Here is a 25,620-nt window from a genome sequence, read left to right as displayed (position 1 = left end):
GCGCCCGCTCAATCCAGCAGCGCGAGCGCCGCGTAGTCGCCGACCTTGTCGCCCAGCCCCGCCGGCTCCAGCGTGACCCCTTCCGTCAATGACGGCAACTTGCCCTTGATTTCGGCCTGCAATCGCGGCAGCAGGAAGGCGCGGTTGTTCCAGAACACGCTGCCGCCGAGGCTGATGCGCTCCAGGTCGAGCGTGGCGACGAGGTTGTAAAGCATGCGGCCCATCACACGGCACAGTTCGTCGACGCGCGCCAGCGCCGCAGGATCGCCCGCGACCGCGGCGGGAAACAGTTGCTCCGCCGGCAGGCCGAAGCGGCGCGCGATGGCATTGCCGGCGACCAATCCCTCGACGTCGCCGACATTGCCACAGCCGCACAGGGCGTTGGTGTCGTCATCCACCACGAAACTGTGGCCTGAATGGCCGGCGTTGCCGTTCTTGCCGCGCAGCACGCGTCCGTCGACACAGATGCCGACGCCGATGCCCGTGCTCCATGTGACGTACGCGCAATGGTCGACGCCCTTGAGTGCGCCCCAGCGCCGTTCCGCCTCGAGCGCGCCGACCGCGTCGTTCTCCACGCGCACCACGTCGAAGCGTTGGCGCAGCGGCTGCTCGATGGGTGCCGTCATCCAGTTGTTGGGCAAGCCGCGCGCCGGGCCGGCCATGCCGCCGCAGATGTTGGGCGTGGCCAGTTCGAGGGCGCCAGCTCGAATGACGAACGGGCCGGCCGACGACACGCCGGCGCGCCTCACGGCCTCGGCGCCGATGCCCTGCTCCGCGCACACCTCGTCCACCATGCGCAGGATCTGGCGCGACACCGCGAGGTTGTCGCCGGTCTTGGCGGTGGGTTCGCTGCGGCGGCCGAGCAGGGGCCGCGGGCTGCCGTCCAGCGATTCGCCGTCGGCCGCCAGGCTCACGGCAATCTTGGTGCCGCCGATGTCTACACAGGCTCTCATGGAATCCTTGTCCTTGTGGTCATATCCAGCGCGCGATCAGCGCGGCGATCAGGCTGAGCACCAGCGTGCTTCCGATGGGCAACTGCCAGTTTCGCCCCAAAGCCCTGAATTCGAAATCGCCGGGGAGGCGCCCGAACCCGTGTCGACGCAGCCACTCGGTCAGCCCGCTCATGAGCAGCAAGGCCAGCACGACGACGATGAGCCAGCGGATCATGCGACCTCCTCGGGCGGGCCGATCATCCGTTCAGCAGCGCCAGTGCCGCGCGATGCAATGCGGGCGTGGCGGCGGCGATCACGCGGCCGTCGGACTTCAGGCCGAGGGGCTGGCCGCTCCAATCGGTGATGACACCGCCCGCGGCCTCGATCAGGCCTGCGGGGCCAAGGTAGTCGTAGGGTTGCAGGCCGGCCTCGACCACGAGGTCGATGGTGCCGCCGGCCAGCTGCGCATAGCCGTAGCAGTCGCCGCCGAAGCGCCGCATCGCACACTCGCGGCTGAGCCGGTCGAAGGCTTGCCAGTCGGCCGCGCCGAAGATGTCGGGCGAGGTGGTGACGATGCGAGCCTTGCCCACCTCGCTCACGGTGCTCGCTCCGACGTACTGTCCGTTGCGCGTAGCCCCCTCGCCGGCCTGGCCGATCCAGCGCTCGCCGAGTACCGGCATGTCGATCATTCCGAGCGTGATGCGCCCGCCTTCGAGCAGGCCGATCAGCGTGCCCCACAAGGGCGAGCCGGTGATAAAGCTGCGCGTGCCGTCGATGGGGTCGAGCACCCAGACGCATTCCGCATCGAGCCGCTCCAGCCCGTGCTCCTCGCCATAGATGCCATCGGCCGCGCGCAGCGTGCCGAGGATTTCGCGCATGGCGGTTTCGGCCGCCCGGTCGGCCAGCGTGACGGGGCTCTCGTCGGCTTTGGTGATGACATCGAGCGGGGTGCGAAACCAGCGCATCGACTCGGCCGCCGCCGCGTCGGCCAGCGCATGCGCGATCCGCAGGGATTCCTCGGGGGATCTGGAACTCATGACTTCTCGAATGCAGAACAGGCGTCGATTAGAACCGAGCCGCCCTGATTTGACAGGGCCTGTGGGCCCCGCCTAGCATCCGACGCACTCGCCCAGCGCCCGCCACGAGGCCCGCGGCACGGAGTCGGCATGAGACTGATCGTTCGCAACGGCCTGCGCCACCTTTTGTTCGCGCTGGTGCTGCTGGCGGGTATCGCAGGCGCCACGCCGCCACCGAAGGAAGACCAGATCATCCTGGCCCTCATCCAGCGCGTGGAAGCACGGACCGACCTGGTGTTCGTGCGCAACGGCAGCGACCACAACGCGGCCGAAGCGGCCACCCACCTGCGCAGCAAGTACAAGTACTTCAAGGTCGAACTGATCGATGCGGAAGACTTCATCGAGCGCTGCGGCTCACGCTCCGAACTGACGCGCAAGGCCTACAAGGTCAGGACGGCGGATGGCACGGTGCGCGACGCGGGTGACTTCCTGCGGGAAGAGCTGCGCGCGTTGCGGGCGCATTAGGCAGGCCCGCGCTATCCATCGGGCACGGTTCGCCCGGACTATTTAATCACTTCATCCGCCAGCAGCAACATTGAACGAGGGATCCTGATTCCCGGCGCGTCGGCTGTTTTCAGGTTGATGACCATCTCAAATTTCGATGCTTGCTGGACCGGCAAGTCTCCCGGTTTCGCGCCCTTGAGGATCCGGTCCGTACAGTCGGCTGTCCTGCGTGCCACGTCGAGATAGTCCAGCCCGAAAGTCATCAGAAGTCCCGAGTCCGCCCAGGCCCGTCCTTGAGCGATGGCAGGCAGGCGATGCTTGGCCGCACGTCCACGATGCGGTCTCGATTCAAGTAAAAAAGTGGTGGCGTGTCGACGACAAGGGCTCCGATTTTCAAGCGTTCCATTTCATCAAACGCCGGGTCGACTTCCTCAGGGTCTTCCACTCGCAGTATTTGCAGTTCCGCACCGACGGAACTGATGGCTGCGTCAAGCATGGCCTTGTACTCACTGAAATTCCGGGAGAAAACTGACCGACGGGTTGTAAGGTAGCCGATGCGTGCGGGCCTACCCGCTGCCTCGGCAATGTATTGCACACGTTTTGCAAGCATCTCGGTGCCGCTGCTCGCATTGCCAGTGACGTTGCCTCCTTCCCGCAGTAGGTGCGGATCCGGGTTTCATGACCGCCGCTCGAGTTGACCGACTTTCAATAGAGTTGCCGCATTACCTCTCGGTCCCTCCGCACCGACGGACGGCGGCACCGGGCCCAACCCGGTCTGTCGCCACCAGCGACCGCGCCGCTGGTATGCCGCGCGGTTGCTGTCCTTCGCGGCCCGCTTGGCGAGCGCACGCTGTGTGATTCCGGGCCAGGGAGATCACGGCATCGGAGCGTGCCCTCGATGGCGACGGGCGCGTGCCGGTCGTTGCTGATTTCGTGGGCACTGACACGGGCCAAGATGCCACCGTGCGGCTGCCTCCCTCCTGGGATGCGAGCGCCGGCGAGGAAGTGGATCCCCCCAAAGAGCCTCAATGTGTCCGCAAAACGTCGGCCGGCAGGCGATTTGGACGAATTCTTTTGCCACGATCCGGAGCGTCTGGTGCAATAGCTGCAACTCTCGAAGAAGAGTGGCCCGAGGTTGATGAAGCGCAGGAAAAAGTGCCCGCCGCGTTGAGATTGCCGCGCCGGCACCTTGTGCTCAACGAGGAGAAGCTTGCGATGAAGAAGTCCTTGGTATCCCTGGCCGCGCTGGCTGCTGCCGGAGTCGCTTCGGCGCAGTCGTCCATGACCCTGTTCGGTGTGGTTGACACGGCCCTCACCTACATCCAGACGACGAGTTCGTTCGTTGGCGTTCCCGGTGCGCCAGGTCTCAACTTCATTGGTGCGCCCGACAGGCATCAGAGCCAGTGGGCCATGACCAACTCGGCACACTACGCGAGTCGCCTCGGTTTCCGTGGAACGGAAGACCTCGGTGGTGGCGTGGCTGTAGCCTTCTGGTTGGAAGCCGCTATCTCCAATGACGATGGCGCTGTCGGCCTTGCGGCCTTCGATCGTCGTTCGACAGTGAGCTTGCTGGGTGGCCTCGGTGAGGTCCGGCTCGGCCGCGACTACACGCCCACGTTCTGGAACGACTCCGTGTTCGATCCATTCGGCACCAATGGCGTTGGCGCCAGCCAGGTCTACCTGATGAACAGCGGTCCCCGCACCGTCAGCTTCGGTGGCGTGAACCGCGGCCTGTTCGGCAACCCCAACTACGTTCGCGCGTCGAACAGCATCGGCTACTTCCTGCCGCCGAACCTCGGTGGCTTCTATGGCCAGGTGATGTATGCGTTCAGCGAGGCCATCAAGTACGACCCGGGCACCACGACCCCGGCAGTGGCGAACAACCAACGCACTGGCGGCTATGTCGGCGGCCGCTTCGGCTATGCCTACGGCCCGCTGGATGTTTCTGCCTCCTATGGCGAGAGCACCAGCGGCGACAACTACTACCAGGGCATCACCACTAAGGTCGACATCGCCAACCTGGGCGCTTCCTATGACTTCGGCGTCGTCAAGCTCTTCGGCGAGATCTCGCGCACTCAGAACAAGAACGACTACGTGGTTCCGCCGATCATCGGCACGGGCGACTTCAAGGGTGACGGCTTCCTGCTCGGCGCCACCGTGCCGATCGGCGTCGGATTGATCCGCGTGGCATGGTCGCACGTCAAGCTGAACTACACGTCGCCGCCGACGGGTGTCGCTGCGATCGTGAGCGCGACCGCGCAGGATCCATCGGCTGACAAGTTCGCGGTCGGCTATGTGTACAACCTGTCGCAGCGCACGGCACTGTACGCGACGGCTGCCTACGTCAAGGAAAAGAACGGCGCTGCGTTCATCATGCCCGTCAGCAACAATTTTCCCCTCTTCACCAACAACTACTTCACCACGGGTTCTGGCTACAAGGCCGATCACGTGATGGGCTACGACTTCGGTATCCATCACGCTTTTTGATGGACTCGGCGGCCGTACGCAATCGACGTTTGACCCTTGGCCTGCCGACCGGGTCGTGGATCAGCCGCTGAGCCTTGCTCAGTGACGGAAGTTGGCATCCAGGAACTCGATCAGGTCGAAGGTCACCGCCGCCTTCTGCGTGAGATTGGTCCAGCCGGATCCGCCGCGCTTGATGCATGATTTGCGCATTTCCCCAATGAGCGCGGCCGTGTCGCTTTCGGCGAACGTCTTGCCGTTGTACGAGGATCGTCCGTCCGGTTCCACCGCGACGCTGCAATTCACGAAGGTCTCCATGAAAGGATCCCTGATGACGCCCAGGACGCCAGGGTGGCCGTCGAAGCCGCTGGACGCACCCGGGTACACCTTGACGTCGACGCGTCCGCCGGCGTTCGCGAACTCGCTCGCGAAATCCTTGCAGGGCTGAACCCCCGCGACGTCGTCCTTATCGCCGATGGCGATGAACACCCTGGATGCGGGCTTGGGCGTCTTCGGACGGAAGATGCAACTCGCGCTGATCGCCATCGCCGCCACGAAGCGTTCGCGCTCGTTCTGGACGAATGTCCGGTCGGCGACCAGGAGGGCGATCGTCCCGCCCCGGCCGGTGCCCATGACGGCCATCCGATCCACCGGATAGCCGATGGAAACCAAGTACCGTCTCGCCGCAAGGGCGTCGCGCGCCTGCACAAGAGTGCTCAGACTTGCATTGTCCGCCTGGGTTCCGTCGATGCCACGCGGACCATAGGTGTCGATCGTGAGCACGGCGTAGCCTGCCGAGCTCAGTGCCCTGGCGTACTGGCCCTCCCGGAAGTCGCTCCAGCCCGGCGCCGCATTGACGACGACCACGGCGCCCCGCGCCGTGGTGTCGGGCTTGTAGAGCATCGCATCGATGGGGAGATCGGTGGCATCCGCCTGCGGTGAGTTGAACGTCACGCGCTTGCCCCCCTGGGGCTGTTCGTTCATGGGTACCGTCACGCCCGGCCGTGCGCCGATGGGTGCCGGCAGTTTCGGCTGGCCATGCAGGCTGGTTGCCAGGATCGCCCCCAGCAGCGCGACGATGGCTGCTTTTGGCGTTGTCGTTTTACTTGTCATTTGTCTCCCTCCGGCAGGCCTGCCTTGCGCAGTCCGGCCACCAGTCTTTCGCGCTGGGACAGAAAGCCAGGATTGGTGGACGGGTAGGTCAGGACCACATAGGAGATGGTGCTGAGCGGCAGCATCTGGCGGTGTCTCGCCATGTTGGCCGCGGCCTCGGCGTTGCGACCGTGCAGGACATCGATCGCCGCCATCATCAGGTAGGGCTTTCCGTTGTTGGGAAACTCCGCGGTCCAGTTCCTGAGGATTTCGTAGGCTTCATCGTCATGACCTTGCGAGAACGAAGCGTCGGCAAGGCTTTGAAGCAGCCATTGCTGCCGACGCATCTGGAAAGGGCGCAGGTCCGTCACGCGGGCGAGATGGACTCGGGCATCCGCCAGTTGGCCCTGGTTGATGAGCGCGCTCGCCATGCGAACGTGTGCGTTCTGGTAGTCCGGCGTGATTTCAAGCGCCTTGCGCCAGACCCGCAGGGCGTCTTCGGGCCGCCGCCGCAGAAAGAGGATGTCCCCCCAGGCCACGAGACTCTGCGGGCTGTCCGGTGCCAGGTCCAACGCCCGCCTGACGGCCTTTTCCGCGACATCAAGCTTTTCGCGGGGCGAGGCGCTGCACAGGCAATAGAACTGCGCGAGATGCGCCAGGGCCAAGCCGGAAGACGCCTCCACCGAACCCGGGTCGGCGTTCGCGGCAAACTCGAATTGACTGCGCGCGCGGTCCAGCTCTTCCGGCGTGTTCGCTCGATCCAAGTCGCGCAAGGCCAGGGCGAGCACGTCGACAGGATCCTTCTCATGGCCCGGGAGCCTGGCACGCACGGTCTCGATCTCGTAATAGCGTGCGTTGAGCGCGCGGACCACCGCACTTCCGTAAGCGGAGCGCATGGCTTCCTCCTCGCTCTTGAACTCGTCTTCATGCAGCCGGAAGACGGCACCGGATGCGATCTCGGTCAGGTAGGCGTCGACCTGGATGTTGTCTGCCTCGCGCCGGATGCGGCCGGCCAGCACGAAGCGCACGCCTTGCTCCTGGCCGATGCGAACGAAGTCGGGGGCGGACGGGTCCTGGTGCATCGTCGCCGCACGCCCGATCACGCGCTGGCCGTCGCGCAGCAGGCGGGCGGCGACCGCGTCGGCCAGGTCGTCGCCCAGGGTGGAACTCGACTTCGCCCCCTGCTTGTCGACGAAGGCGAGCACGGCAGTCGCGCGCCTGGACATGATCTCCTGGTCGATGTTCACGGGTGATGCGACGGCCGGGGGCGGCTGCCTGGCGCCTTCGGATCGGAAGCCTTGCGCAACCAGCAAGGCTGCGCCGACGAGGCATGCGCCGAACAAGCCCGACAACCCCACTCGCCATCGCTTCGAGGACGCGAGTCGGCCTGTCCAGCCGGCGAGGCTCCAGCGTCCGGCATCCTGCGTTGAAGCGGTCCCGCGTCCTTCGCCGTGCGCGTTGACCGGGACGTCCCGCAGACGGACCAGGCGGAACGCACGGACGGGCTTGGCGATGTTCTTCACCCGCTGCTGGCCGATGTCCTCGAAGGCAGCGCCGAGGTGATCCGCGCACGTATCGTGGATGGACTGGGACACGACCACGCCGCCCGGCTCCGCAATCGCTTGCAGGCGCGCGGCGATGTTCACGCCGTCGCCATAGACGGTACCGTCCGCCTTTTCGATGACATCGCCCAGGTGGATACCGATTCGAAAGCGCAAGCTGAGGCTCGTCGAATCGTGATGTGCCTGCGAGAGATGGTGTTGGATGGCTGCTGCCGCCCGTACCGCGCCAATGGCCGTTTCAAAGACCAGGAGCACGGAATCGCCAGCGGTGTCGACAACCCGCCCGTCGCTTGCCTCGGCCTCCGTGCGGAAAACCTGCCGCGCGATGTCCAAGGCGCTCAGCGTCGCGAGGTCGTCCACGGACATCCAGCGCGAGTAACTCGCCGCGTCCGCGGCCAAGATGGCCAGAAGTCGATGCCTGACGCCAGGGGACATCGCGACCTTTCGCTACGCAAGCTTCGGGATCGTTGCACTCAGGTGCACCGTTGGAGACGGCAGACGAGAGCTTGCCCGAAGATTATCTGCAGCAATCCGCCATGCGTCTCAATTTTGAGGTGGAATGGGTCCGCCTTCGGGCGGCCTATCCGACTGCTCGAGATTTCAGCAAGGTGGGGATTGCCGCCCGCTAACAGTACTGAGGCCATCGAGCTTAGGTAGAACGACGAGCGATCGCTCAAGCGATCCAACGGAGACCGATGGTGTCATGCGCGCGCATAGCGATTTTCATGTGGCGGTCAGGCTTTGAGCGACCTTGCCCCTGATTCCGTATCCCATAGCGGAGCTCATGAGTTGGCTTGCTTTAGTTGATTGGCGAGCCAGTCCTGCTCGAACTGCATCGGGCTGACGTAGGCCGCCAGCATCACAGCGTGTGCGAGCGATCACCTTCCGCGAACCCGACGGCGTCCCACGGCTCGCCGACGGAAAAGCCGATCACCTTGAACAGCTCGCCCATCTCGTGCTCATGGATGAGCCGCGCCGCCAGCGTGCGTTGCGCCAGCGGGGCCAGTTCCATCTTCGATGCCAGGCCGCAGTTGATGAGGAAGCGCGCCTGGTTGCAGTAACCGAGCACATGCAAGCCGGCGTCCTGCCCCGCCAGCGCGATGCCGGTGAAGTTGACGTGGGCGGTGATGTCCTTGGCACCCAGGTCGACCAGCGGATCAGGGTCGGCCTGGTGCGACTTGTGGCACATCACCGTGCCCATGTGGCGCTGCGGGTGGTAGTACTCGGCCTCCGGGAAACCGTAGTCGAGGAAGAAGGCCGCGCCTTGCGTCAGGCGGTCGGCCAGCGTGGCGATGAAGGCCTCGGCCTGCGGGTGGATCTCTGTGAGGTAGTCCTGCGGGCCTGCGGGCTCGACTGGCGGACGCAGTTCGGTCGGGCGGTCTTCCCAGGCCCAGCCGTCGCCGTGCGCCACCACGCCGCGCTCGAACCACCGGCCCTTGACGCGCACCAGCAACTGCACGGGCATCGCATCGAGCACTTCGTTGCCGACGACGACGCCCTGCATCGCATCGGGCAAGGCGCTGAGCCATTCGACACGGTCGCCGAAGCGGTCGAGCCTCAGGCGCTGGCGCGCGCGCAGGCTGCCGGACAGGTCGACTATGCGGTAGCGCTTCACGCGACGCCCCATTGCATCGAGGGCGTCGAGCAGTTGCGCCGCCAGCGCGCCGGAGCCGGCGCCGAATTCCCACAGCGTGTCGGTGCCGGTTTTCTCCAGCGCCTCGGCCACCTGCACGGCCAGCGCCTGCCCGAACAACGGGGTCATCTCCGGCGCGGTGACGAAATCGCTGCCGGACTCCGGCATCTGGCCGAACTTGCGGCTGTCGTTGGCGTAGTAGCCGAGGCCCGGCGCATAGAGGGCCAGCGCCATGAACCGGTCGAAGGGCAGCCAGCCGCCCGAGCGGGCGAGCGTGGCGTCGATAATCCGGGTCAACGGATGGGCGCGTTCTGCGCCGGGCTCCAATTTCATGGAACGGGAATCTATCAGCATGGCAAAAACGGCTCCGGGCGTACTCGTCACGGGCGGCGGACAGCGGCTCGGCGCCGCCATCTGCACGGCTTTCGCGCATGCCGGCTGGCGCGTGTGGTGCCAGTACCGCGCCTCGCGCGAGGCCGCCGAAGCGCTGTGCGCGCGACTGCGCGATGACGGGCACGCGGCCGAGGCCATCGAGGCCGACATCACGAGCGAACCGGCACGCGAGGCGCTCATCGCGCACGTCACGGCAAACGGCCCGCTGCACTGCATCGTCAACAACGCGTCCGCCTTCGACCCCGACACAGCCCTCGACTTCGACCCCGACGCGGCGATGAAGCAGTGGGGCGTGAACCTGGTCGCGCCGCTGTCCTTCGCGCGCCTGCTGGCCCGCCAACCGGCCGACGGCGCCGACCGCTGTGCCATCCACATCCTCGACCAGAAGGTGTTCAACCTGAACCCGGACTACTTCTCGTACACGGTGTCCAAGCTCGCGCTGGAACGCGCCGTGTCGCTGCAGGCGCAGGCGCTCGCGCCGGCCGTGCGCGTGTGCGGCGTGGCGCCGGGCATCCTGTTCACGAGCGGCCCGCAGAACACATCCAATTTCGAGAAGGCCGCGCGCGCCAACCTGCTGCGCCGCCCGATCGACCCCGCCGACGTGGCCAGGACCTGCGTCTTCCTCGCCGGCACGCCCAGCGTGACCGGTACCACCCTCTGCGTCGACAACGGCCAGCACCTGGTGCCGACCGAGCGCGACATCATGTTCGTGGTCGACGACCTCCTGAAAGCCACCCCTTGACCTTTGCCGCCCTCGACCCCCTGCTGCTGTCGTGCCGTCGCGTGTTCCTGCGCGACTACGAGGTGTGGATCAACATCGGCGTGCACGACTTCGAGAAGAAGGCCGAGCAGCGCGTGATCATCAACGTCGACCTCTACGTGCCGCTGGAACTTTCAACGCCGAAGGCGGACGAACTGGACGAAGTGGTCGACTACGACTTCATCCGCCGCACCATCGCCACGCGCGTGAGCAAGGGCCACGTGCAGTTGCAGGAGACGCTGTGCGACGACCTGCTCGCCGCCATGCTGGCCCACCCGAAGGTGCACGCCGTGCGCGTGTCCACCGCCAAACCCGACGTATATCCCGACTGCGATGCGGTCGGGGTCGAAGTATTCCGGAGCAAATGAAATGAGCGCCATCTGGATCGACGAGGTCGCCCCGACGACCGCCGCCTTCAAGATCGAACGAGAAACCCACAAGCTGGAGAAGCGCCTGTGCCGCCAGGTCGGCCAGGCCATCGTCGACTACAACATGATCGAGGATGGCGACAAGGTCATGGTCTGCGTGTCGGGCGGCAAGGACAGCTACGCGATGCTCGACATCCTGCTGAAGCTGAAAGCCCGCGCGCCGATCCACTTCGACCTGATCGCGGTCAACCTCGACCAGAAGCAGCCGGGCTTCCCCGAGGAAGTGCTGCCGAAGTACCTCAGCGAGCTGGGCGTGGCCTTCCACATCGAGAACCAGGACACCTACAGCATCGTCAAGCGCGTCATTCCCGAGGGCAAGACCACCTGCGGCCTGTGCAGCCGGCTCCGGCGCGGCATCCTCTACCGCGTGGCGGACGAGCTTGGCGCCACCAAGGTCGCGCTCGGCCATCACCGCGACGACATGCTGCAGACCTTCTTCCTCAACATGTTCTTCGCCGGCAAGCTGAAGAGCATGCCGCCCAAGCTGGTGAGCGACGACGGCAAGCACATCGTGATCCGCCCGCTCGCCAACGTCGCGGAAAAGGACCTGGTCCGCTGGGCCCAGCACCGCGAATTCCCCATCATCCCGTGCACCCTGTGCGGCAGCCAGGAAAACCTGCAGCGCAAGCAGGTCGGCGAGATGTTGCGCGAATGGGACAGGAAGCACCCCGGCCGTGTGGAGAACATGTTCACCGCGCTGCAGAACGTGGCGCCTTCGCACCTGCTCGACGGAACGCTGCACGACTTCAAGGGTCTGAAAGCGACCGGCGTGGCCGACGAGGATGGCGACAGGGCCTTCGACCCGCCCGAACTTCCGTCCCCCGGCATCGGGGTCCTGCGAATGGCCTAGGAGTTCTCATGCGACGTGCGCTGGCGGCCCTCTTCCTGATTGCAAGCCTCAGCGGCTGCGCATCCACCTGGGTGGTCGACAGCAACGTCAAGAGCTTTTCCAAGCTGGACGCAGTGCCTGCCGGAACCGCCTACCGGTTCGAACGCCTGCCGTCGCAGCAGGCTGCCGAGCCGCAGCAAGAGCAACTGGAGAGCATGGCCGGCGCCGCGTTGGCCCGCGTCGGGTTGCAGCGCGACGACGTCCGGGCGGTCTACAGCGCGCAGATCACGGCCCGCGTGGCCGCGACGCTCTCTCCGTGGGCCGATCCATGGCTCTACCCACCGGGCTGGGGGCCCGGATGGGGCTGGGGTCCGGGCTGGGGGCCCGGCTACGGCTACGGCCCTCGCTACGGACGCGGCTGGTACGGCGGCGGGTGGTACGGGTCTGCGTTCATCCCGCCTGCTGCCAACCCTTGGTACGAGCGTGAAGTGGGCCTCGTGCTGCGCGACCTGAAGTCCGGGCAGGTGGTCTACGAAACGAGGGCCCGGAACGACGGCCCCTACGCATCGAGCGGCGTCGTGCTCGCAGTCATGTTCGATGCGGCCCTGCAAGGCTTTCCGAATCCGCCGCCGGGCGAGCGAGTGGTCAATATTCCCCTCCAGCCCCGGCCCTGAACCAGAAAGTTCTAAGCTCGCCCCGATGGATGTGACCCGACTGATCGCCGTTCGCCACGGGGAAACCACCTGGAATGTCGACGCGCGGCTGCAGGGTCAGCTCGACATCCCCTTGAACGCCACCGGCGCCTGGCAGGCTGCGCGCCTTGGCGAGGCCCTGGCCAGCGAGCCGATTGCGGCGGTCTATGCCAGCGACCTGAGCCGCGCCTGGCAGACGGCGCAGGCGATTGCCGCGCCTCACGGGATCGACATCGTCAGCGATGCAGGGCTGCGGGAACGCGGCTTCGGTCATTTCGAGGGCAAGACCTTCGCCTGGATCGAGGCCGAGATGCCGGAGCAGGCTCGCCTCTGGCGCACCCGGGACACCGCCTTCGCGCCCGAGGGCGGCGAGTCGCTGGTCGTCTTCCGCGACCGTGTGGTCATGACCGCCACGGCCATTGCGGCGCGCCATCCGGGCGAGCTGATCGTGCTGGTGGCTCATGGCGGCGTCATGGACGTGCTCTACCGCGCCGCCACTCGCCAGGAACTACAGGCGCCGCGCACCTGGCAACTGGGCAACGCCGCCGTCAACCGCCTGCTCTGGACGCCGGAGGGCTTCACCCTCGTGGGCTGGAGCGACACCACCCATCTGACAGGTGATGCGCTGGACGAGAACGCCCCTTAAATCCGGAATTTGGCAGCTTCCCGTAACTTTTACGTGGGAGAGCGCCCCGTGTGCGAGGCTTTTCGTATTCAAACTACGTGACCGGGCGCAGAATCTTTTGAGTGTGAAGTTTTTCCGGTGTCAACCACTCAATCGAAACCGATTGCATATGGACTGACACAGATTGTGCAGCGCAATAGGCCGTTCGGTCAGCCCATTTGGTGAATGTGCCTTGGGCTGCAAGAGGGCAATATCGGGACCGGACACGCCATGAACTCTTTTGCATTACTTTCTACCTCCAGAAACATCATGTTTCCTCTCTTGCAGCAAGTGGCGGCGTGTTCACTGCTCCAATGTTAATCAACTGCTAACCGACTGACCCAGACTCCATGGCTACGCAACAGGAACCCGTGACCTCCGCGCAGATCGGTGGGTCGCTGCCCGGCCTGTTCCCGCCGGTCGCCGGATCCAGCGCCGCCCAAGCGGCCCCTTGCATCCTCCATCACAGCTTCGACGAGGCCTTCGGCGAGAGACTTCGCCGCGCCACCGCCGAGGCCGGCTGGCTGCCCGGCACGCCGCACGTCGCGGCCTTGTCATTGCTGCGCCAACTGTGGCTTGACGCCGTGCCCACCGAACGGGCGGGCACTTGCCGCGAATGGATCGCCAGCGTGGATGCCGCACGGCGCGAGGGCGGCATGGCTGACACCGCGATCGGCTGGATGGGCGCCATCCTCCCCGGCGCCGCCGCCGAGGGACAACTGCGCCTGGCCGGCGATCACCAGGCGCTGCACCTGGATGCGGCCGCGGGCCAGGCCGACCCGGCCACCGCCTCGCACCTGCTTGAAACACTGGCGACGACGCTGCGAGCGCTTCTGGCCGACCTGGATGCGCCGCTGGCCGAGGTGCCCGCCGTGACGCCGGCCGACAGCCAGCGCATGCTGAGCGAATGGAACCGCCCGGTTTCCGCCTACGATCCCGCGCTCACAGTGCACGGCCTGTTTGCGAAGCAGGTGGCCGCGGCGGCCGGGCGCACGGCGCTGATCGGCGCCGGCCAGTCGATGAGTTATGTCGAACTGAGCCAGCGCGCCGAACGCATCGCCCGCCGGTTGCAATCGCAAGGCGTGCGCGCGGGCGATGCCGTCGGCGTGCTGCTGGGACGCTCGCCCGACGCCATCGCCGCCTTGCTCGGCATCCTCCAGGCCGGCGCGGCCTACGTGCCGGTGCAACCTGATTTCCCGCACGAGCGACTCGGGTTCATGCTGGCCGACGCCTGCGTCAAGGTGCTGGTCAGCGAGCATGCACACGCCGCGGCCGTTCCTTCCGGGCTGGTCACGCTGTGGCTCGACGATGCACAAGCCGACGACGCGGCAACCCTCGCGCCGCTACAGGCCATCGACGTCGATGGCGATGCCCGCGCCTACGTCATGTACACCTCCGGCTCGACCGGCGTACCCAAGGGCATCGAGATCTGCCATCGCTCGATCCTGCGTCTGGTCGTCGACGCCGCCTATGTGGACCTGCGTGCCGACGAGCCGATGCTGCATGCGGCGCCGCTGGGCTTCGACGCCTCCACCCTCGAGATCTGGGGCCCCTTGCTCAACGGCGGCTGCTGCGTCGTGCACGACGAGGACATGCCCACCGGCGCCGGCCTCGCGCGCACCATAGGCAGCCACGGCGTCAAGACCGCCTGGCTCACGGCCGCGCTGTTCAACGCCGTGATCGATGACAACCCCGCGCATCTTTCCGGCCTGCGCCAGCTTCTGGCCGGCGGCGAGGCGCTGTCGGTGGCCCATGTGCGCCGCGCGCTGGCTGCGCTGCCGGGCCTGACGCTGATCAACGGCTACGGTCCCACCGAGTGCACCACCTTCGCCGCGACGCATCGCATCCCGCACGACCTGCCGGCCGATGCGCGCTCGGTGCCGATCGGCAAGCCGATCACCGACACCACGCTGCACGTCCTCTCGCCCACGCTCGGCCTGCTGCCAGCCGGCTTCGTCGGCGAACTCTGCATCGGCGGCCGCGGCCTCGCGCGCGGCTACCTGCAGCGCCCCGACCTGACGGCCGAACGCTTCGTGCCCGACCCCTTCGGCGCACCTGGCGACCGGCTCTACCGGACCGGCGACCAAGCCCGTTGGCTGGCCGACGGCACCATTGAATTCCTCGGCCGCGCCGACGGCCAGGTCAAGATTCGCGGCCATCGCATCGAGACCGGCGAGATCGAGACCGCCCTCAACACCCATCCCGGCGTGCGCGCCAGTGCGGTGGTGCCGCGGCCGGACGCCAGCGGCGAGACCCGGCTCGTGGCCTACCTGGTGGCCAGCGACGCGCCGGTGCCGTGGGACGAACTGCGCGCGCACATCGCGGCCCGCCTGCCCGAAGTCATGGTGCCGGCCGCACAGGTCTGGCTGGAGCGCCTGCCCGTCACGACCAACGGCAAGCTCGACCGCCGCGCCCTGCCGGAGCCGACCCGCGAACGCCCCGAACTTGCCCAGCCCTTCGAAGCGCCGCGCAGCGAGGCCGAACGCAAAGTCTGCGAGGCCTTCGCCAGTGCGCTGGGCCTGGACCGCATCGGCCGCCGCGACAACTTCTTCGACCTGGGCGGCAACTCGCTGCTGGTGCTGAAGGTGCTGGCGCAACTGCAACGCAACAGCAGCCGCACGCTGTCCGCCAACCTCTTCTTCACCGACCCGACGCCGCTGGCGATCGCCGCGGAACTGGAAGACACGCCGGTGGCCGCAGCACAAGCCGCTGCACCCGCAGCACGCAAGGATGCCGAGGAACCCATCGCCGTGATCGGCATGGCCTGCCGCGTCCCCGGCGCAGCCGACGTCGAGCAGTTCTGGACCAACCTCGTCGAGGGCCGCGAAAGCATCAGCTTCTTCGACGACGCCACGCTCGACGCCGGCGTCAGCGCCGCCCTCCGCGCCGACCCGTCCTATGTGCGGGCGCGCGGCGTGATCGACGGCATCGAGATGTTCGACGCCGCCTTCTTCGGCATCAACCCGAAGGAAGCCGAGTTGATGGATCCGCAGCAGCGCGTGTTCCTCGAACTGTGCTGGGAATGCCTCGAACGCGCAGGCCATGCGCCGGACCAATGCGTCGAACCGGTCGGCGTCTACGCGGGCATGTACAACGCGACCTACTTCCAGCGCCACGTCAGCACGCGGCCCGACCTGATCGAGGCGGTCGGCGAGTTCCAGGTGATGCTGGGCAACGAGAAGGACTACATCACCACGCGCGTGGCGAACAGGCTCAATCTCACCGGCCCGGCCGTCGCGATCCACACCGCCTGTTCGACCTCGCTGGTGGCGATTGCGCAAGCCTTCCATGCGCTGCGCAGCGGCCAATGCCACATGGCGCTGGCCGGAGGCGCATCCGTCACCTGCCCGCCGCGCAGCGGCTATCTCTACAACGAAGGCTCGATGCTGTCGCCCGACGGCCACACACGCAGCTTCAGCGCACAGGCCAGGGGCACGGTGTTCAGCGACGGCGCGGCGGTGGTGCTGCTCAAGCGCCTGTCCGACGCGATCGCCGATGGGGACACCATCCATGCAGTGCTGCGCGGCGCGGCCATCAACAACGACGGCGGCGCCAAGGCCAGCTTCACGGCGCCCAGCGTCAAGGGCCAGGCGGCGGTCGTATCGGCGGCGTTGGCCAACGCTGGCGTCGATGCCCGCAGCATCTCCTATGTGGAAGCGCACGGCACGGCCACGCCGATGGGCGACCCGGTCGAGGTCGAAGGCCTGCGCCAGGCTTACGCCCGCTACACCAGCGACCTCGGCTTCAGCGCCATCGGCTCCCTAAAAAGCAACGTCGGTCACATGGTCACGGCGGCAGGCGCCGGTGGCTTGATCAAGACCGTGCTGGCACTCGAGAACGAGACCCTCCCGGCCACGCTGCACTACGACGCGCCCAACCCAGCCATCGACTTCAGCGCCACGCCCTTCAAGGTCCAGCACGAACGCGCCGCCTGGCCGCGCTCGCAACAGCCGCGCCGCGCCGGCGTGAGCGCATTCGGCGTCGGTGGCACCAACGCGCATGTGATCGTCGAGGAAGCGCCGCTGCAGGCGCCTTCCGATGCATCGTCGCTGCCACAGTTGCTGCAGGTCTCCGCCCGCACGCCCGCCGCGCTGGCCGCCGCGATCCAGCGCCTGGCCGACCACCTCGACGCGCACCCGGACGTGTCGCTGCCCGACGTTGCCCACACCCTGCGCGTCGGCCGCAAGGCATTCGCGCAACGCGCCGTCGTCGTCGCGGGCAACGTGGCGCAAGCCGTCGCCGCGCTGCGCAAGGCCGATTCGCCGATGCGCGCCAGCGCCACCGTCGCGGCATCGGCGCCGCAACCCGTTTTGATGTTCCCCGGCCAGGGCGCGCAGTACCCGCGCATGGGCCAGGGCCTCCATGAAGGCGACGCCGTGTTCCGCGCCGCCTTCGATGAATGCCTGCGCGCCTTCGACGGCGTGCTTGGTTTCGATATGCGCGAGCGCATGTTGTCAGCGGACTTGGCTGCGTTGTCACCGACGTCAGTGACCCAGCCAGCCATGTTCACGCTGGAATATGCACTTGCGCGCCAATTGCTGTCGCTCGGCCTGAAGCCGGCCGCGTTCATCGGCCACAGCGTCGGTGAGTTCGCCGCCGCGGTGCTGGCCGGCGTGATGTCGCTGGAGGACGCGGCCCGCCTGGTCGCGCGCCGCGGCGCGCTGATGCAGGCCCTGCCCGCCGGCGCGATGCTCAGCGTGCGCCTGCCAGCGGCCGACCTCGAAGCCCGCCTGCCGACCGCCATTTCGCTGGCCGCCGAGAACGGCCCGACTGCCTGCGTCGCCGCCGGCCCGTTCGAAGCCATCGAGACGCTGCGCGCCACGCTCGAAGCCGAAGGCGTCGCGGTGCGCCTGCTGCAGACCTCGCATGCCTTCCACTCGTCCATGATGGACGCGGCCGTGGCGCCCTTCGAGGCGCTGGTGCGCGAGGTGCAACTCTCTGCCCCCACGCTGCCGATCTACTCGACGCTGACCGGCCACCTGCTGACCGACGCCGAAGCCACCGACCCGCGCTACTGGGCCCGCCACCTGCGTGAAGCGGTGCGCTTCTCCCCCGCCGTGCGCAGCGTGATGGCGGAGGTGCCGTATGCCACCTTCATCGAGGTCGGCCCGCGCAACACCCTCGCCACGCTGGTGCGCCAGCATGCGACCAAGTCCTTCCCCGCCCCCGCCGTCGCGCTGCTGGGCGACCAGCCGGCCGACGAATGCGCCGCATGGCGGCTCGGCGCCGGCCGGCTCTGGGCCACTGGCGTCGAGATCGATCTCCTGAATCTCGACGAACGGGCGCGCAAGCTGCGCCTGCGTCTTCCCACCTACCCCTTCGAGCGCAAGCGCTTCTGGGTCGACATCGCAGCCACGGCCCCTGTGCCGGCCCCTGTCCCAGCCGCCGCGATCGCCCCTTCCGCACCCGCCCTTGCCGCCCCACTTTCACAGCCCCTCCCGGAGCCGACCATGACTGCCGTACTCCCACCCACTACCGCCGCCCCTGCGCGCCGCGCCGCCCTGACGGCACGCCTGCGCGAATTGTTCGAGGAGATTTCCGGCATCGAGATGGGCGACGCCGACGGCGGCGTGCCCTTCGTCGAAATGGGCCTGGACTCCCTCACGCTGACCCAGGCCGCCACCCAGGTCAAGAAGCACTTCAAGGTCAACCTGAGCTTCCGCCAGTTGATGGAAAGCTATCGCAGCTTCGACGCGCTCGGCGAATTCCTCGACGTGACACTGCCGCCGGATGCCACGCCCGCAGCGGCGCCTGCCATCGCAGCCCAGGCGACTGCCCCGGCGACCGCCGCCGCGCCACAGCTCCTGCCGCAGGCCGCCATGCCAATGCAGGCGATGCCGGTGCAAGCGCTGGCGCTGCCGGCCGCCGGCGGTACCTTGATGCAGCAGGTCATCGCCCAGCAGATGCAACTCATGCAGCAGCAATTGATGCTGCTCTCCGGCGCACCGCAGCAAGCGGCCGCCATGGTGGTCCCCACCGTTGCGGCGAGCGTGCCTGTCGCACCCGCAACGCCTGTCGCGGCACCTGTCGCAATGGCCGCCGCACCCGCCACCGCCGCAACCGACCCCGCCGACCCGTCCGAGCCCCAGGGCCCGATCAAGTACGACGTGAAGAAGGCCTTCGGCGCCATCGCCCGCATCCACACGCAGAGCAAGGACCCGACCGAGCGCCAGCGCGCGCGGCTGGCCGCCTTCATGCGCCGCTACACCGACCGCACCGCCAAGAGCAAGGCCTTCACCCAGGACAACCGCTCGCACATGGCCGATCCGCGCGTGGTCAACGGCTTCCGCCCGGCCACCAAGGAGATCACCTACCAGGTCGTGGTCGAGCGCTCCAAGGGCTCGCGCCTCTGGGACATCGACGGCAATGAATACGTCGACGTGCTGAACGGCTTCGGCATGAACATGTTCGGCTGGCAGCCCGAGTTCGTGCAGGAGGCGGTCCGCAAGCAGCTCGACGCCGGCTACGAGATCGGCCCGCAGCATCCGCTGGCCGCCGAGGTCACGCAACTGGTCTGCGAACTCACCGGCTTCGATCGCGCCGCCCTCTGCAACACCGGTTCCGAATCGGTGATGGCCGCGATCCGCATCGCCCGCACCGTCACCGGGCGCAGCACCATCGTGCTGTTCAGCGGCTCCTACCACGGCACCTTCGACGAAGTGCTGGTGCGCGCCGGCAAGAACGCCAAGGGCATGTCCGCCGCGCCTGGCGTGATGCAGGGCATGTTCGGCGACGTGCGCGTGCTCGACTACGGCACGCCGGAATCGCTCGAATTCATCCGTGCCAACGCCGACGACCTGGCCTGCGTGGTCTGCGAGGCGGTGCAGAGCCGCCGTCCCGACTTCCAGCCGCGCGAGTTCCTGCGCGAGGTGCGCGCCATCACCGAGAAGTCCGAAACCTGCCTGATCTTCGACGAGGTCATCACCGGCTTCCGTTCGCATCTCGGCGGCGCGCAGGAGATCTTCGGCATCCGCGCCGACCTGGCCTGCTACGGCAAGGTGATCGGCGGCGGCTTCCCGGTCGGCGTGGTGGCCGGCAAGCGCGAGTTCATGGACGCGCTCGACGGCGGTGCCTGGCAATACGGCGACGCCTCGGTGCCAACCGTGGGCGTGACCTACTTCGCCGGCACCTTCGTGCGGCACCCGCTGGCGCTGGCCGCCTGCAAGGCCTCGCTGCTGCACCTGAAGGAAGCCGGCAACGCATTGCAGACGCAACTCAACCTGCACACGGCCGCAATGGCCGACGAACTCACGGCCTTCTGCCGCGAAGTCGGCGCGCCGCTGGAGATCCGCTACTTTGCCTCGCTGTGGCGCGTGCACTGGCTGGAAGACCACCCGCTGCAGGACCTGCTGTTCGCGATGATGCGCAGCCGCGGCGTGCACATCCTCGACAACTTCCCCTGCTTCATGACGACCGCGCATTCGCAGCAGGACATCGCCACCATCAAGTCGGCCTTCAAGGAATCCATCGCGGAAATGCAGGAAGCTGAATTCCTGCCGCGCCGCGCCGCCGCCGTGCAGCGCTTCGACGCCGCCCATCCCCCCGTCCCGAACGCCCGGCTCGGCCGCGACAAGGACGGCCAACCCGCGTGGTTCATTCCTGACCCCTCCGCACAGGGCAAGTTCATCAAGATCCAACCATGATCGACGCAAGCAGCATGGCATTTGAAAACGACGACGCGGTTGCATTCGACCCTTTTGCGTCGGGCCAGATCGAGCAGATCGTTCCCAGCACCGAAGCCCAGCGCGAGGTCTGGCTGGGCGACCAGCTCAGCGCCGAAGCCTCGCTGGCCTACAACGAGTCCATGGTGTTCCGCCTGCGGGGCGCACTGCAGGTGCAGGCGCTGTCGCTGGCGCTGGATCAACTGGTCCAGCGGCACCAGTCGCTGCGCGCGACCTTCTCGGCCGACGGCACGCAACTCGTGATCGGCGAAGCCGCGCCGCTCGCGCTGGTGCAGCATGACCTGAGCTCCGGTGACGTGTCGTCGCGGCAACAAGCCCTGGCCGCCGCACATGCCGCGGCCATGCACCAGCCCTTTCCGCTGTCACAAGGTCCGTTGCTGCGTGCTGCGCTCTACAAGCTGGGCGCGGCCGAGCATGAACTCGTGATGACCGCACACCATGCAATCTGCGATGGCTGGTCCTGGGGCGTCATTGCCGAGGAACTGCCACAGCTCTATGCCGAACAGACCGGCGAGGGCCCTGCCCTCGACCCTGCCACCGGCTACGCAGACTACGCGGCCTGGGAGGCGGTCGAGGCTGCCAGCCCGGCCATGCAAGGGCACGTGGACTACTGGCTCGGCCGTTTCGGCGGCGGCAACCTGCCCGTGCTGGAGTTGCCGCTCGATCGCCCGCGCCCCGCCGTCCGCACCTTCAAGTCACGCCGCGTCGACCACCTGCTGGATCCGGCCTTGCTCGGCGAACTGCGCCGCGTCGGCGCCGGCACCGGCGTCAGCCTGTTCGCCACGCTGTTCAGCGGCTTTGGCGCGCTGCTGCACCGCCTCACCGGGCAGGACGACCTGGTGGTCGGCATCGCCGCTGCCGGCCAGTTGGCCAGCGACATGCCCAAGCTGGTGGGCCACTGCGTCAACACGCTGTCGCTGCGCCTCGCGGTCGACCCGAAGATGCCTTTCGACGCGTTTGCACGCGCATCGTCGAGCGTGCTGATGGACGCCTTCGAGCACCAGACCCTGACCTACGGCTCGCTGCTGACCAAGCTGGCCGTGCGTCGCGACCCGAGCCGCCTGCCACTGGTGAGCGTGCTGTTCAATGTCGACGGCGATGCGACGCCGAGCGCCGGCTTCCCCGGCCTCGAAGTCGAGCAGCGCAGCATCCCGCGCGCCTTCGAGAACTTCGAGCTGTTCGTCAACCTGACGCCGGCCGCGGGCGGCATGCGCATCGAGGCGCAATACAACACCGACCTGTTCGACGAAGCCGCCATCGTCCACTGGCTCTCCATCTACGAGACCCTGCTGCGTTCGCTCGCACAGGACCCGAAGCAGGCCCTGGCACAGATCAACCTGGTGTCGCCGGTCGAGGCACAGGCGCTGGCCGAGATGCAGCCGGAGCCCACCGCGTTGCCCGTGCCTGCGCTGATGCACACCGGTTTCACCGCCATGGCGGCGCTGCAGCCGGAGCGCCGCGCGATCCGTCACGGCGCGCGCACCATGAGCTACCGCGAGCTGGACGAGCAATCCAACAAGCTCGCGCATGCCTTGCGTGCACGTGGCGTCGGCCATGGCCAGCTGGTCGGCCTGTGTATCGAGCGCGGCTTCGACATGTTGATCGGGCTCATCGGCATCCTGAAGGCCGGCGCGGCCTATGTCCCGCTCGACCCGACCTTCCCCAAGGCCCGGCTCGACTATTACGCCGAGGACGCCCGCCTGAGCCTGCTGCTCACCTCTGCCCTGCTGTCCGGCGCGCCGCGCAGCTGGTGCGTCGATGCGGCCCAGCGCGTGTTCGAGATCGACGCCGAGAGCGAATGGAAGTCCGGCAGCGCCGAGGCGCTGGCCCCAAGCGCACTCGACGCGCAGGAAGAAGACCCGGCCTATGTGATCTACACCTCCGGCTCGACCGGCAAGCCCAAGGGCGTCGTGGTGCCGCACCGCGCCGTGTCGAACCTGATCCAGAGCATGCAGCGCGCCCCCGGCATCGGCCCGCGCGACCGCCTGGCCGCCGTGACCACGCTCTCTTTCGACATTGCCGTGGCCGAGCTGATGCTGCCGCTCACCGCCGGCGCCGAGATCATCATGGTGCCGCGCGAAGTGTCGATGGACGGCAATCAATTGCGCGCGCTGCTCGAAACCGAGAAGGTTTCCGTGCTGCAGGCCACGCCCGGCATGTGGCGCCTGCTGCTCGATGCGCAATGGACCGGCGGCCCGCAGATCTGCGGCTGGATCGGCGGCGAGAGCGTGCCGGCCGACCTGGCCCTGGCGCTGCTCGACAACTGCGCCGAAGTCTGGAACGTGTACGGCCCGACGGAAACCACCGTCTGGTCGACCGTCTGGAAAATGGACCGCGACCAGATCAGGCAGAGCGGCGTGTCGATCGGCCAGCCCATCGACAACACCGGCATCTGGATCCTCGACAGTGCGCTGCAAGCCTGCCCGGTCGGCGTGCCCGGCGAGATCTGCATCAGCGGCACGGGCGTGACGCTGGGCTATTTCGATCGCCCCGAACTCACCGCAGAGAAGTTCGTCACCACGCTGATCGACGGGCAGGAGACGCTGATCTACCGCACCGGCGACAAGGGCCGCTGGCGCAACGACGGCCTGCTGGAACACATGGGCCGCTTCGACTTCCAGGTGAAGGTGCGTGGCTACCGCATCGAACTGGGCGAGATCGAATCGCGCGCCAACGAAGCCCCCGGCGTGGCGCGCAGCGTGGTCATCACCCGCGAGGACCGGCCCGGCGACGTGCGCCTGGTCGCCTACCTCGCACTGACGCCCGGCGCCACCTTCGACGCCGCCGCCTTCGACCGCCACCTGCGCGCCCACCTGCCGCAGTACATGCTGCCGCAGCACGTGGTCACGCTGGATGCATTGCCACAGTTGCCCAACGGCAAGATCGACCGCAAGTCGCTGCCCGCGCCGCAAGCCGCGGCAGTGGATTCTGCCGAGCGCGTGCTGCCGCGCAACCCGCGCGAGCAAACCGTGCTGCAAGCCATGGAGCAGGTGCTGAACCTGCCGGGCCTCGGCATTCGCGACGACTTCTTCGCCCTCGGCGGCCACTCGCTGCTGGCGGCGCGCCTCACCACCCAGCTCGGGCGGACGTTCGGCATCACCGTGCCGCTGCGCACCTTGTTCGAGGCGCCGACGACCGAGCAACTGGCCGTCGTCATCGCCGAGATGCTCGACGCCGGCGCGACCACCACGCAGATCCCGCACCAGCCCGGCCGCACCAGCGCGCCGCTCACGCCGATGCAGGAGCGCATCCGCTTCCTGGAAGAGTTGCACCCGGGCCGCTCGGTCTACAACGAGCCCTCGGCGCACCGCTTCACCGGGCCGCTCAACGCCGTCAAGTTCGCCGCCGCGCTGAAGGAGATCATCCGTCGCCAGCCCGCGATGCGCACCAGCATCGGCGTGGACCCTGCCACGCGTGAAGCGGTGCAACGCATCGAGCCATCCATCGCGTTCGACCTGCCGATCATCGACCTGCAATCGGTCCCGGCCGACCAGCGCGAAGCCGAACTCGGCGAGCGCATGCAGACCCTGGCCGACCAACCCATCGACATCCACCGCGCGCCGCTGTTCCATGCCGCGCTGTTCCGGATGGCGCCGGACGACCATGCCTTCGTGTTCGTGCCGCACCACCTGGTCTGGGACGGCTGGTCCTTCGACCTGCTGCAAAGCGAACTCGCCACCATCTACAGCGCTTTGGTGAAGGGCGAGCCGCACGGCCTGCCCGAGTTGTCGGTCGATGCCGGCGACTTCGCCGCCTGGTACAGCAACTGGCTGAAGCAACCGGAATTCGAGGAGCAACTGCGCTACTGGAAGGCCCGCTTCGCCAATGCGCCAACACCGAGCGCGCTGAAGACCGACATGCCGCGCAAGGCCGGCATGAGCGGCCAGGGTGGCACGCAGTGGATCAGCGTGGACAAGACGCTGGCCGACCGCTTGCGCCAGGTCGCGCTCGAACACGGCGTGACGCTGAACATGCTGACGCTCGCGCTCTACCTCGCGATGCTGGGCCGCGTGACCGAGGGCGACGCCGTCACCATCGCGATGCCGGTGCGCGGCCGCGAGCAGCCCGAACTGGAAAACGTGATGGGCTTCTTCAACAACGTGCTGCCGCTCGCCTTCGAGGTCAAGCAAGGCCAGCGCCTCGGCGACTTCCTGCAGTACGTCAAGCGCGAACTGCTGGGCGTCATGGGCCACCAGCAGGTGCCCTTCGAGCGCCTCGTGGCCGAGCCGGAATTCTCGGCCCGCGTCAAGGGCGGCGGACTCTACCAGTCCCTCTTCTCGTTCCAGGACACCCGCGAACGTCCGCGCGACCTGGGCGGCCTGCAGGACCGGCAGATGCACCTGCTGCAGCGCGGCGCCACCGACGACCTCGGTGTCTGGCTGATGGAAAAGGCGCAGGGCCTGGAAGGCGCCGTGGTCTACAACGCCGACATCTACCGCCGCGACACCGCCGCCGCCTTCCGCGACCGCTACATCGAGGTGTTGCGTGCGGCCGCCGCGCAGCCCGACGGCCAGCTCGACGACCTCACCGCGCCCGGTGATTCGACCGCCGCCGCGCACCTGCAACGGCTGGGCAAGGGCTCGGCGGAGGTCAAGCCCGCGGCCGCGCCGGCGCAGCCCGCGGCGTCTCCCGGCAACGTGCAACCACTGCTGCTGCCCGAGCAGGCGCAACTGGCGCAGCTCTGGGCCAGCACGCTGGGCATCGACGTGAACGACATCCGCAGCACCGACAACTTCTTCGACCTCGGCGGCGAGTCGATGCAGGCGATGCGCATCGTCCAGCAGGCCGAACAAGTACTCGGCTTCCGGGTCGAGCCGCGCCGCTACGTGTTCGAGAACCTCGGCCAACTCGCCACCGCCGAGCTGGGCACACCCCTCGACCCATCGGCTGCGCCATTTGGCACAGAACGCGCACCTGTGAAGCGCGGATTGCTCGGCCGCGTGCTCGGCTGGGGCCGCAAGAACTAGGAT

The 25,620-nt window shown here is 67.4% G+C and carries 17 protein-coding genes; 9 read left to right on the top strand and 8 right to left on the bottom strand.

What is annotated here, in order from left to right; all coding sequences use genetic code 11:
- Nucleotides 1-8: 8 nt before the first annotated feature.
- From HB681_RS01715 to HB681_RS01705, 3 genes are read right to left on the bottom strand one after another with little or no spacing between them, the layout of a single operon-like run.
- Nucleotides 9-953, bottom strand: coding sequence for an ROK family protein (locus tag HB681_RS01715; RefSeq protein WP_213953009.1), 945 nt, complete (start codon nt 951-953; stop codon nt 9-11).
- 19 nt (nt 954-972) lie between these two features.
- The gene (locus HB681_RS01710) at nt 973-1,167 is read right to left on the bottom strand and encodes a DUF2905 domain-containing protein (RefSeq protein WP_213953008.1); all 195 of its coding nucleotides are present in this window, start codon (nt 1,165-1,167) and stop codon (nt 973-975) included.
- 22 nt (nt 1,168-1,189) lie between these two features.
- Nucleotides 1,190-1,969 carry an inositol monophosphatase family protein gene (locus HB681_RS01705; RefSeq protein WP_213953007.1) on the bottom strand — a complete coding sequence of 260 codons (780 nt, stop codon included), beginning with the start codon at nt 1,967-1,969 and terminating at the stop codon, nt 1,190-1,192.
- Nucleotides 1,970-2,098: 129 nt separating this feature from the next.
- Here HB681_RS01705 and HB681_RS01700 point away from each other — a divergent pair, with 129 nt between their 5' ends.
- Nucleotides 2,099-2,473 (top strand): DUF5329 family protein, encoded by a 375-nt coding sequence (locus HB681_RS01700; RefSeq protein ID WP_213953006.1) that lies wholly within the window; start codon nt 2,099-2,101, stop codon nt 2,471-2,473.
- A 38-nt stretch (nt 2,474-2,511) separates the two neighbouring features.
- Here the strand turns inward: HB681_RS01700 and HB681_RS01695 are convergent, their stop codons facing one another.
- Together HB681_RS01695 and HB681_RS01690 are read right to left on the bottom strand one after the other, a co-directional pair.
- A complete protein-coding gene (locus tag HB681_RS01695; RefSeq protein ID WP_256734803.1) occupies nt 2,512-2,718 on the bottom strand; it encodes an ABC transporter substrate binding protein in 207 nt (68 codons plus the stop codon).
- Nucleotides 2,715-2,948 (bottom strand): hypothetical protein, encoded by a 234-nt coding sequence (locus tag HB681_RS01690; protein WP_213953005.1) that lies wholly within the window; start codon nt 2,946-2,948, stop codon nt 2,715-2,717. Before HB681_RS01690 ends, HB681_RS01695 begins: the two co-directional genes overlap by 4 nt.
- Before the next feature lie 719 nt (nt 2,949-3,667).
- Here HB681_RS01690 and HB681_RS01685 point away from each other — a divergent pair.
- Entirely contained in the window at nt 3,668-4,939 is a 1,272-nt protein-coding gene (locus tag HB681_RS01685; RefSeq protein ID WP_213953004.1) for a porin, read from the top strand.
- A gap of 78 nt (nt 4,940-5,017) precedes the next feature.
- Here HB681_RS01685 and HB681_RS01680 read toward each other — a convergent pair whose 3' ends face one another.
- From HB681_RS01680 to HB681_RS01670, 3 genes are all read right to left on the bottom strand, one after another.
- On the bottom strand, nt 5,018-6,028 hold the full coding sequence (locus HB681_RS01680) for a dienelactone hydrolase family protein (protein WP_213953003.1): 1,011 nt from the start codon (nt 6,026-6,028) through the stop codon (nt 5,018-5,020).
- Nucleotides 6,025-7,929 carry a tetratricopeptide repeat protein gene (locus HB681_RS01675; RefSeq protein WP_345944608.1) on the bottom strand — a complete coding sequence of 635 codons (1,905 nt, stop codon included), beginning with the start codon at nt 7,927-7,929 and terminating at the stop codon, nt 6,025-6,027. The genes HB681_RS01680 and HB681_RS01675 overlap by 4 nt, the downstream gene beginning before the upstream one ends.
- Before the next feature lie 499 nt (nt 7,930-8,428).
- Nucleotides 8,429-9,535 (bottom strand): SAM-dependent methyltransferase, encoded by a 1,107-nt coding sequence (locus tag HB681_RS01670; RefSeq protein WP_213953001.1) that lies wholly within the window; start codon nt 9,533-9,535, stop codon nt 8,429-8,431.
- 19 nt (nt 9,536-9,554) lie between these two features.
- Here HB681_RS01670 and HB681_RS01665 point away from each other — a divergent pair, with 19 nt between their 5' ends.
- From HB681_RS01665 to HB681_RS01635, 7 genes are all read left to right on the top strand, one after another.
- A complete protein-coding gene (locus HB681_RS01665; protein ID WP_213953000.1) occupies nt 9,555-10,337 on the top strand; it encodes an SDR family oxidoreductase in 783 nt (260 codons plus the stop codon).
- Nucleotides 10,334-10,723 carry a dihydroneopterin aldolase gene (locus tag HB681_RS01660; protein WP_213952999.1) on the top strand — a complete coding sequence of 130 codons (390 nt, stop codon included), beginning with the start codon at nt 10,334-10,336 and terminating at the stop codon, nt 10,721-10,723. The genes HB681_RS01665 and HB681_RS01660 overlap by 4 nt, the downstream gene beginning before the upstream one ends.
- A 1-nt stretch (nt 10,724) precedes the next feature.
- Entirely contained in the window at nt 10,725-11,633 is a 909-nt protein-coding gene (gene ttcA / locus HB681_RS01655; RefSeq protein ID WP_213952998.1) for a tRNA 2-thiocytidine(32) synthetase TtcA, read from the top strand.
- Nucleotides 11,634-11,641: 8 nt separating this feature from the next.
- Nucleotides 11,642-12,286 (top strand): DUF4136 domain-containing protein, encoded by a 645-nt coding sequence (locus tag HB681_RS01650; protein ID WP_213952997.1) that lies wholly within the window; start codon nt 11,642-11,644, stop codon nt 12,284-12,286.
- 25 nt (nt 12,287-12,311) lie between these two features.
- Nucleotides 12,312-12,950 (top strand): histidine phosphatase family protein, encoded by a 639-nt coding sequence (locus HB681_RS01645; RefSeq protein WP_213952996.1) that lies wholly within the window; start codon nt 12,312-12,314, stop codon nt 12,948-12,950.
- Nucleotides 12,951-13,318: 368 nt separating this feature from the next.
- Nucleotides 13,319-20,611 (top strand): polyketide synthase, encoded by a 7,293-nt coding sequence (locus HB681_RS01640; RefSeq protein ID WP_213952995.1) that lies wholly within the window; start codon nt 13,319-13,321, stop codon nt 20,609-20,611.
- A complete protein-coding gene (locus HB681_RS01635) occupies nt 20,608-25,617 on the top strand; it encodes a non-ribosomal peptide synthetase (protein ID WP_256734782.1) in 5,010 nt (1,669 codons plus the stop codon). Before HB681_RS01640 ends, HB681_RS01635 begins: the two co-directional genes overlap by 4 nt.
- Nucleotides 25,618-25,620: the final 3 nt, after the last annotated feature.

It is taken from the genome of Variovorax sp. dw_954, assembly GCF_018449755.1.
Classification (GTDB): Bacteria; Pseudomonadota; Gammaproteobacteria; order Burkholderiales; family Burkholderiaceae_C; genus Variovorax.
The sequence above is the reverse complement of the archived record's forward strand: the minus strand, read 5'-3'. Positions and strand labels throughout refer to the sequence as shown.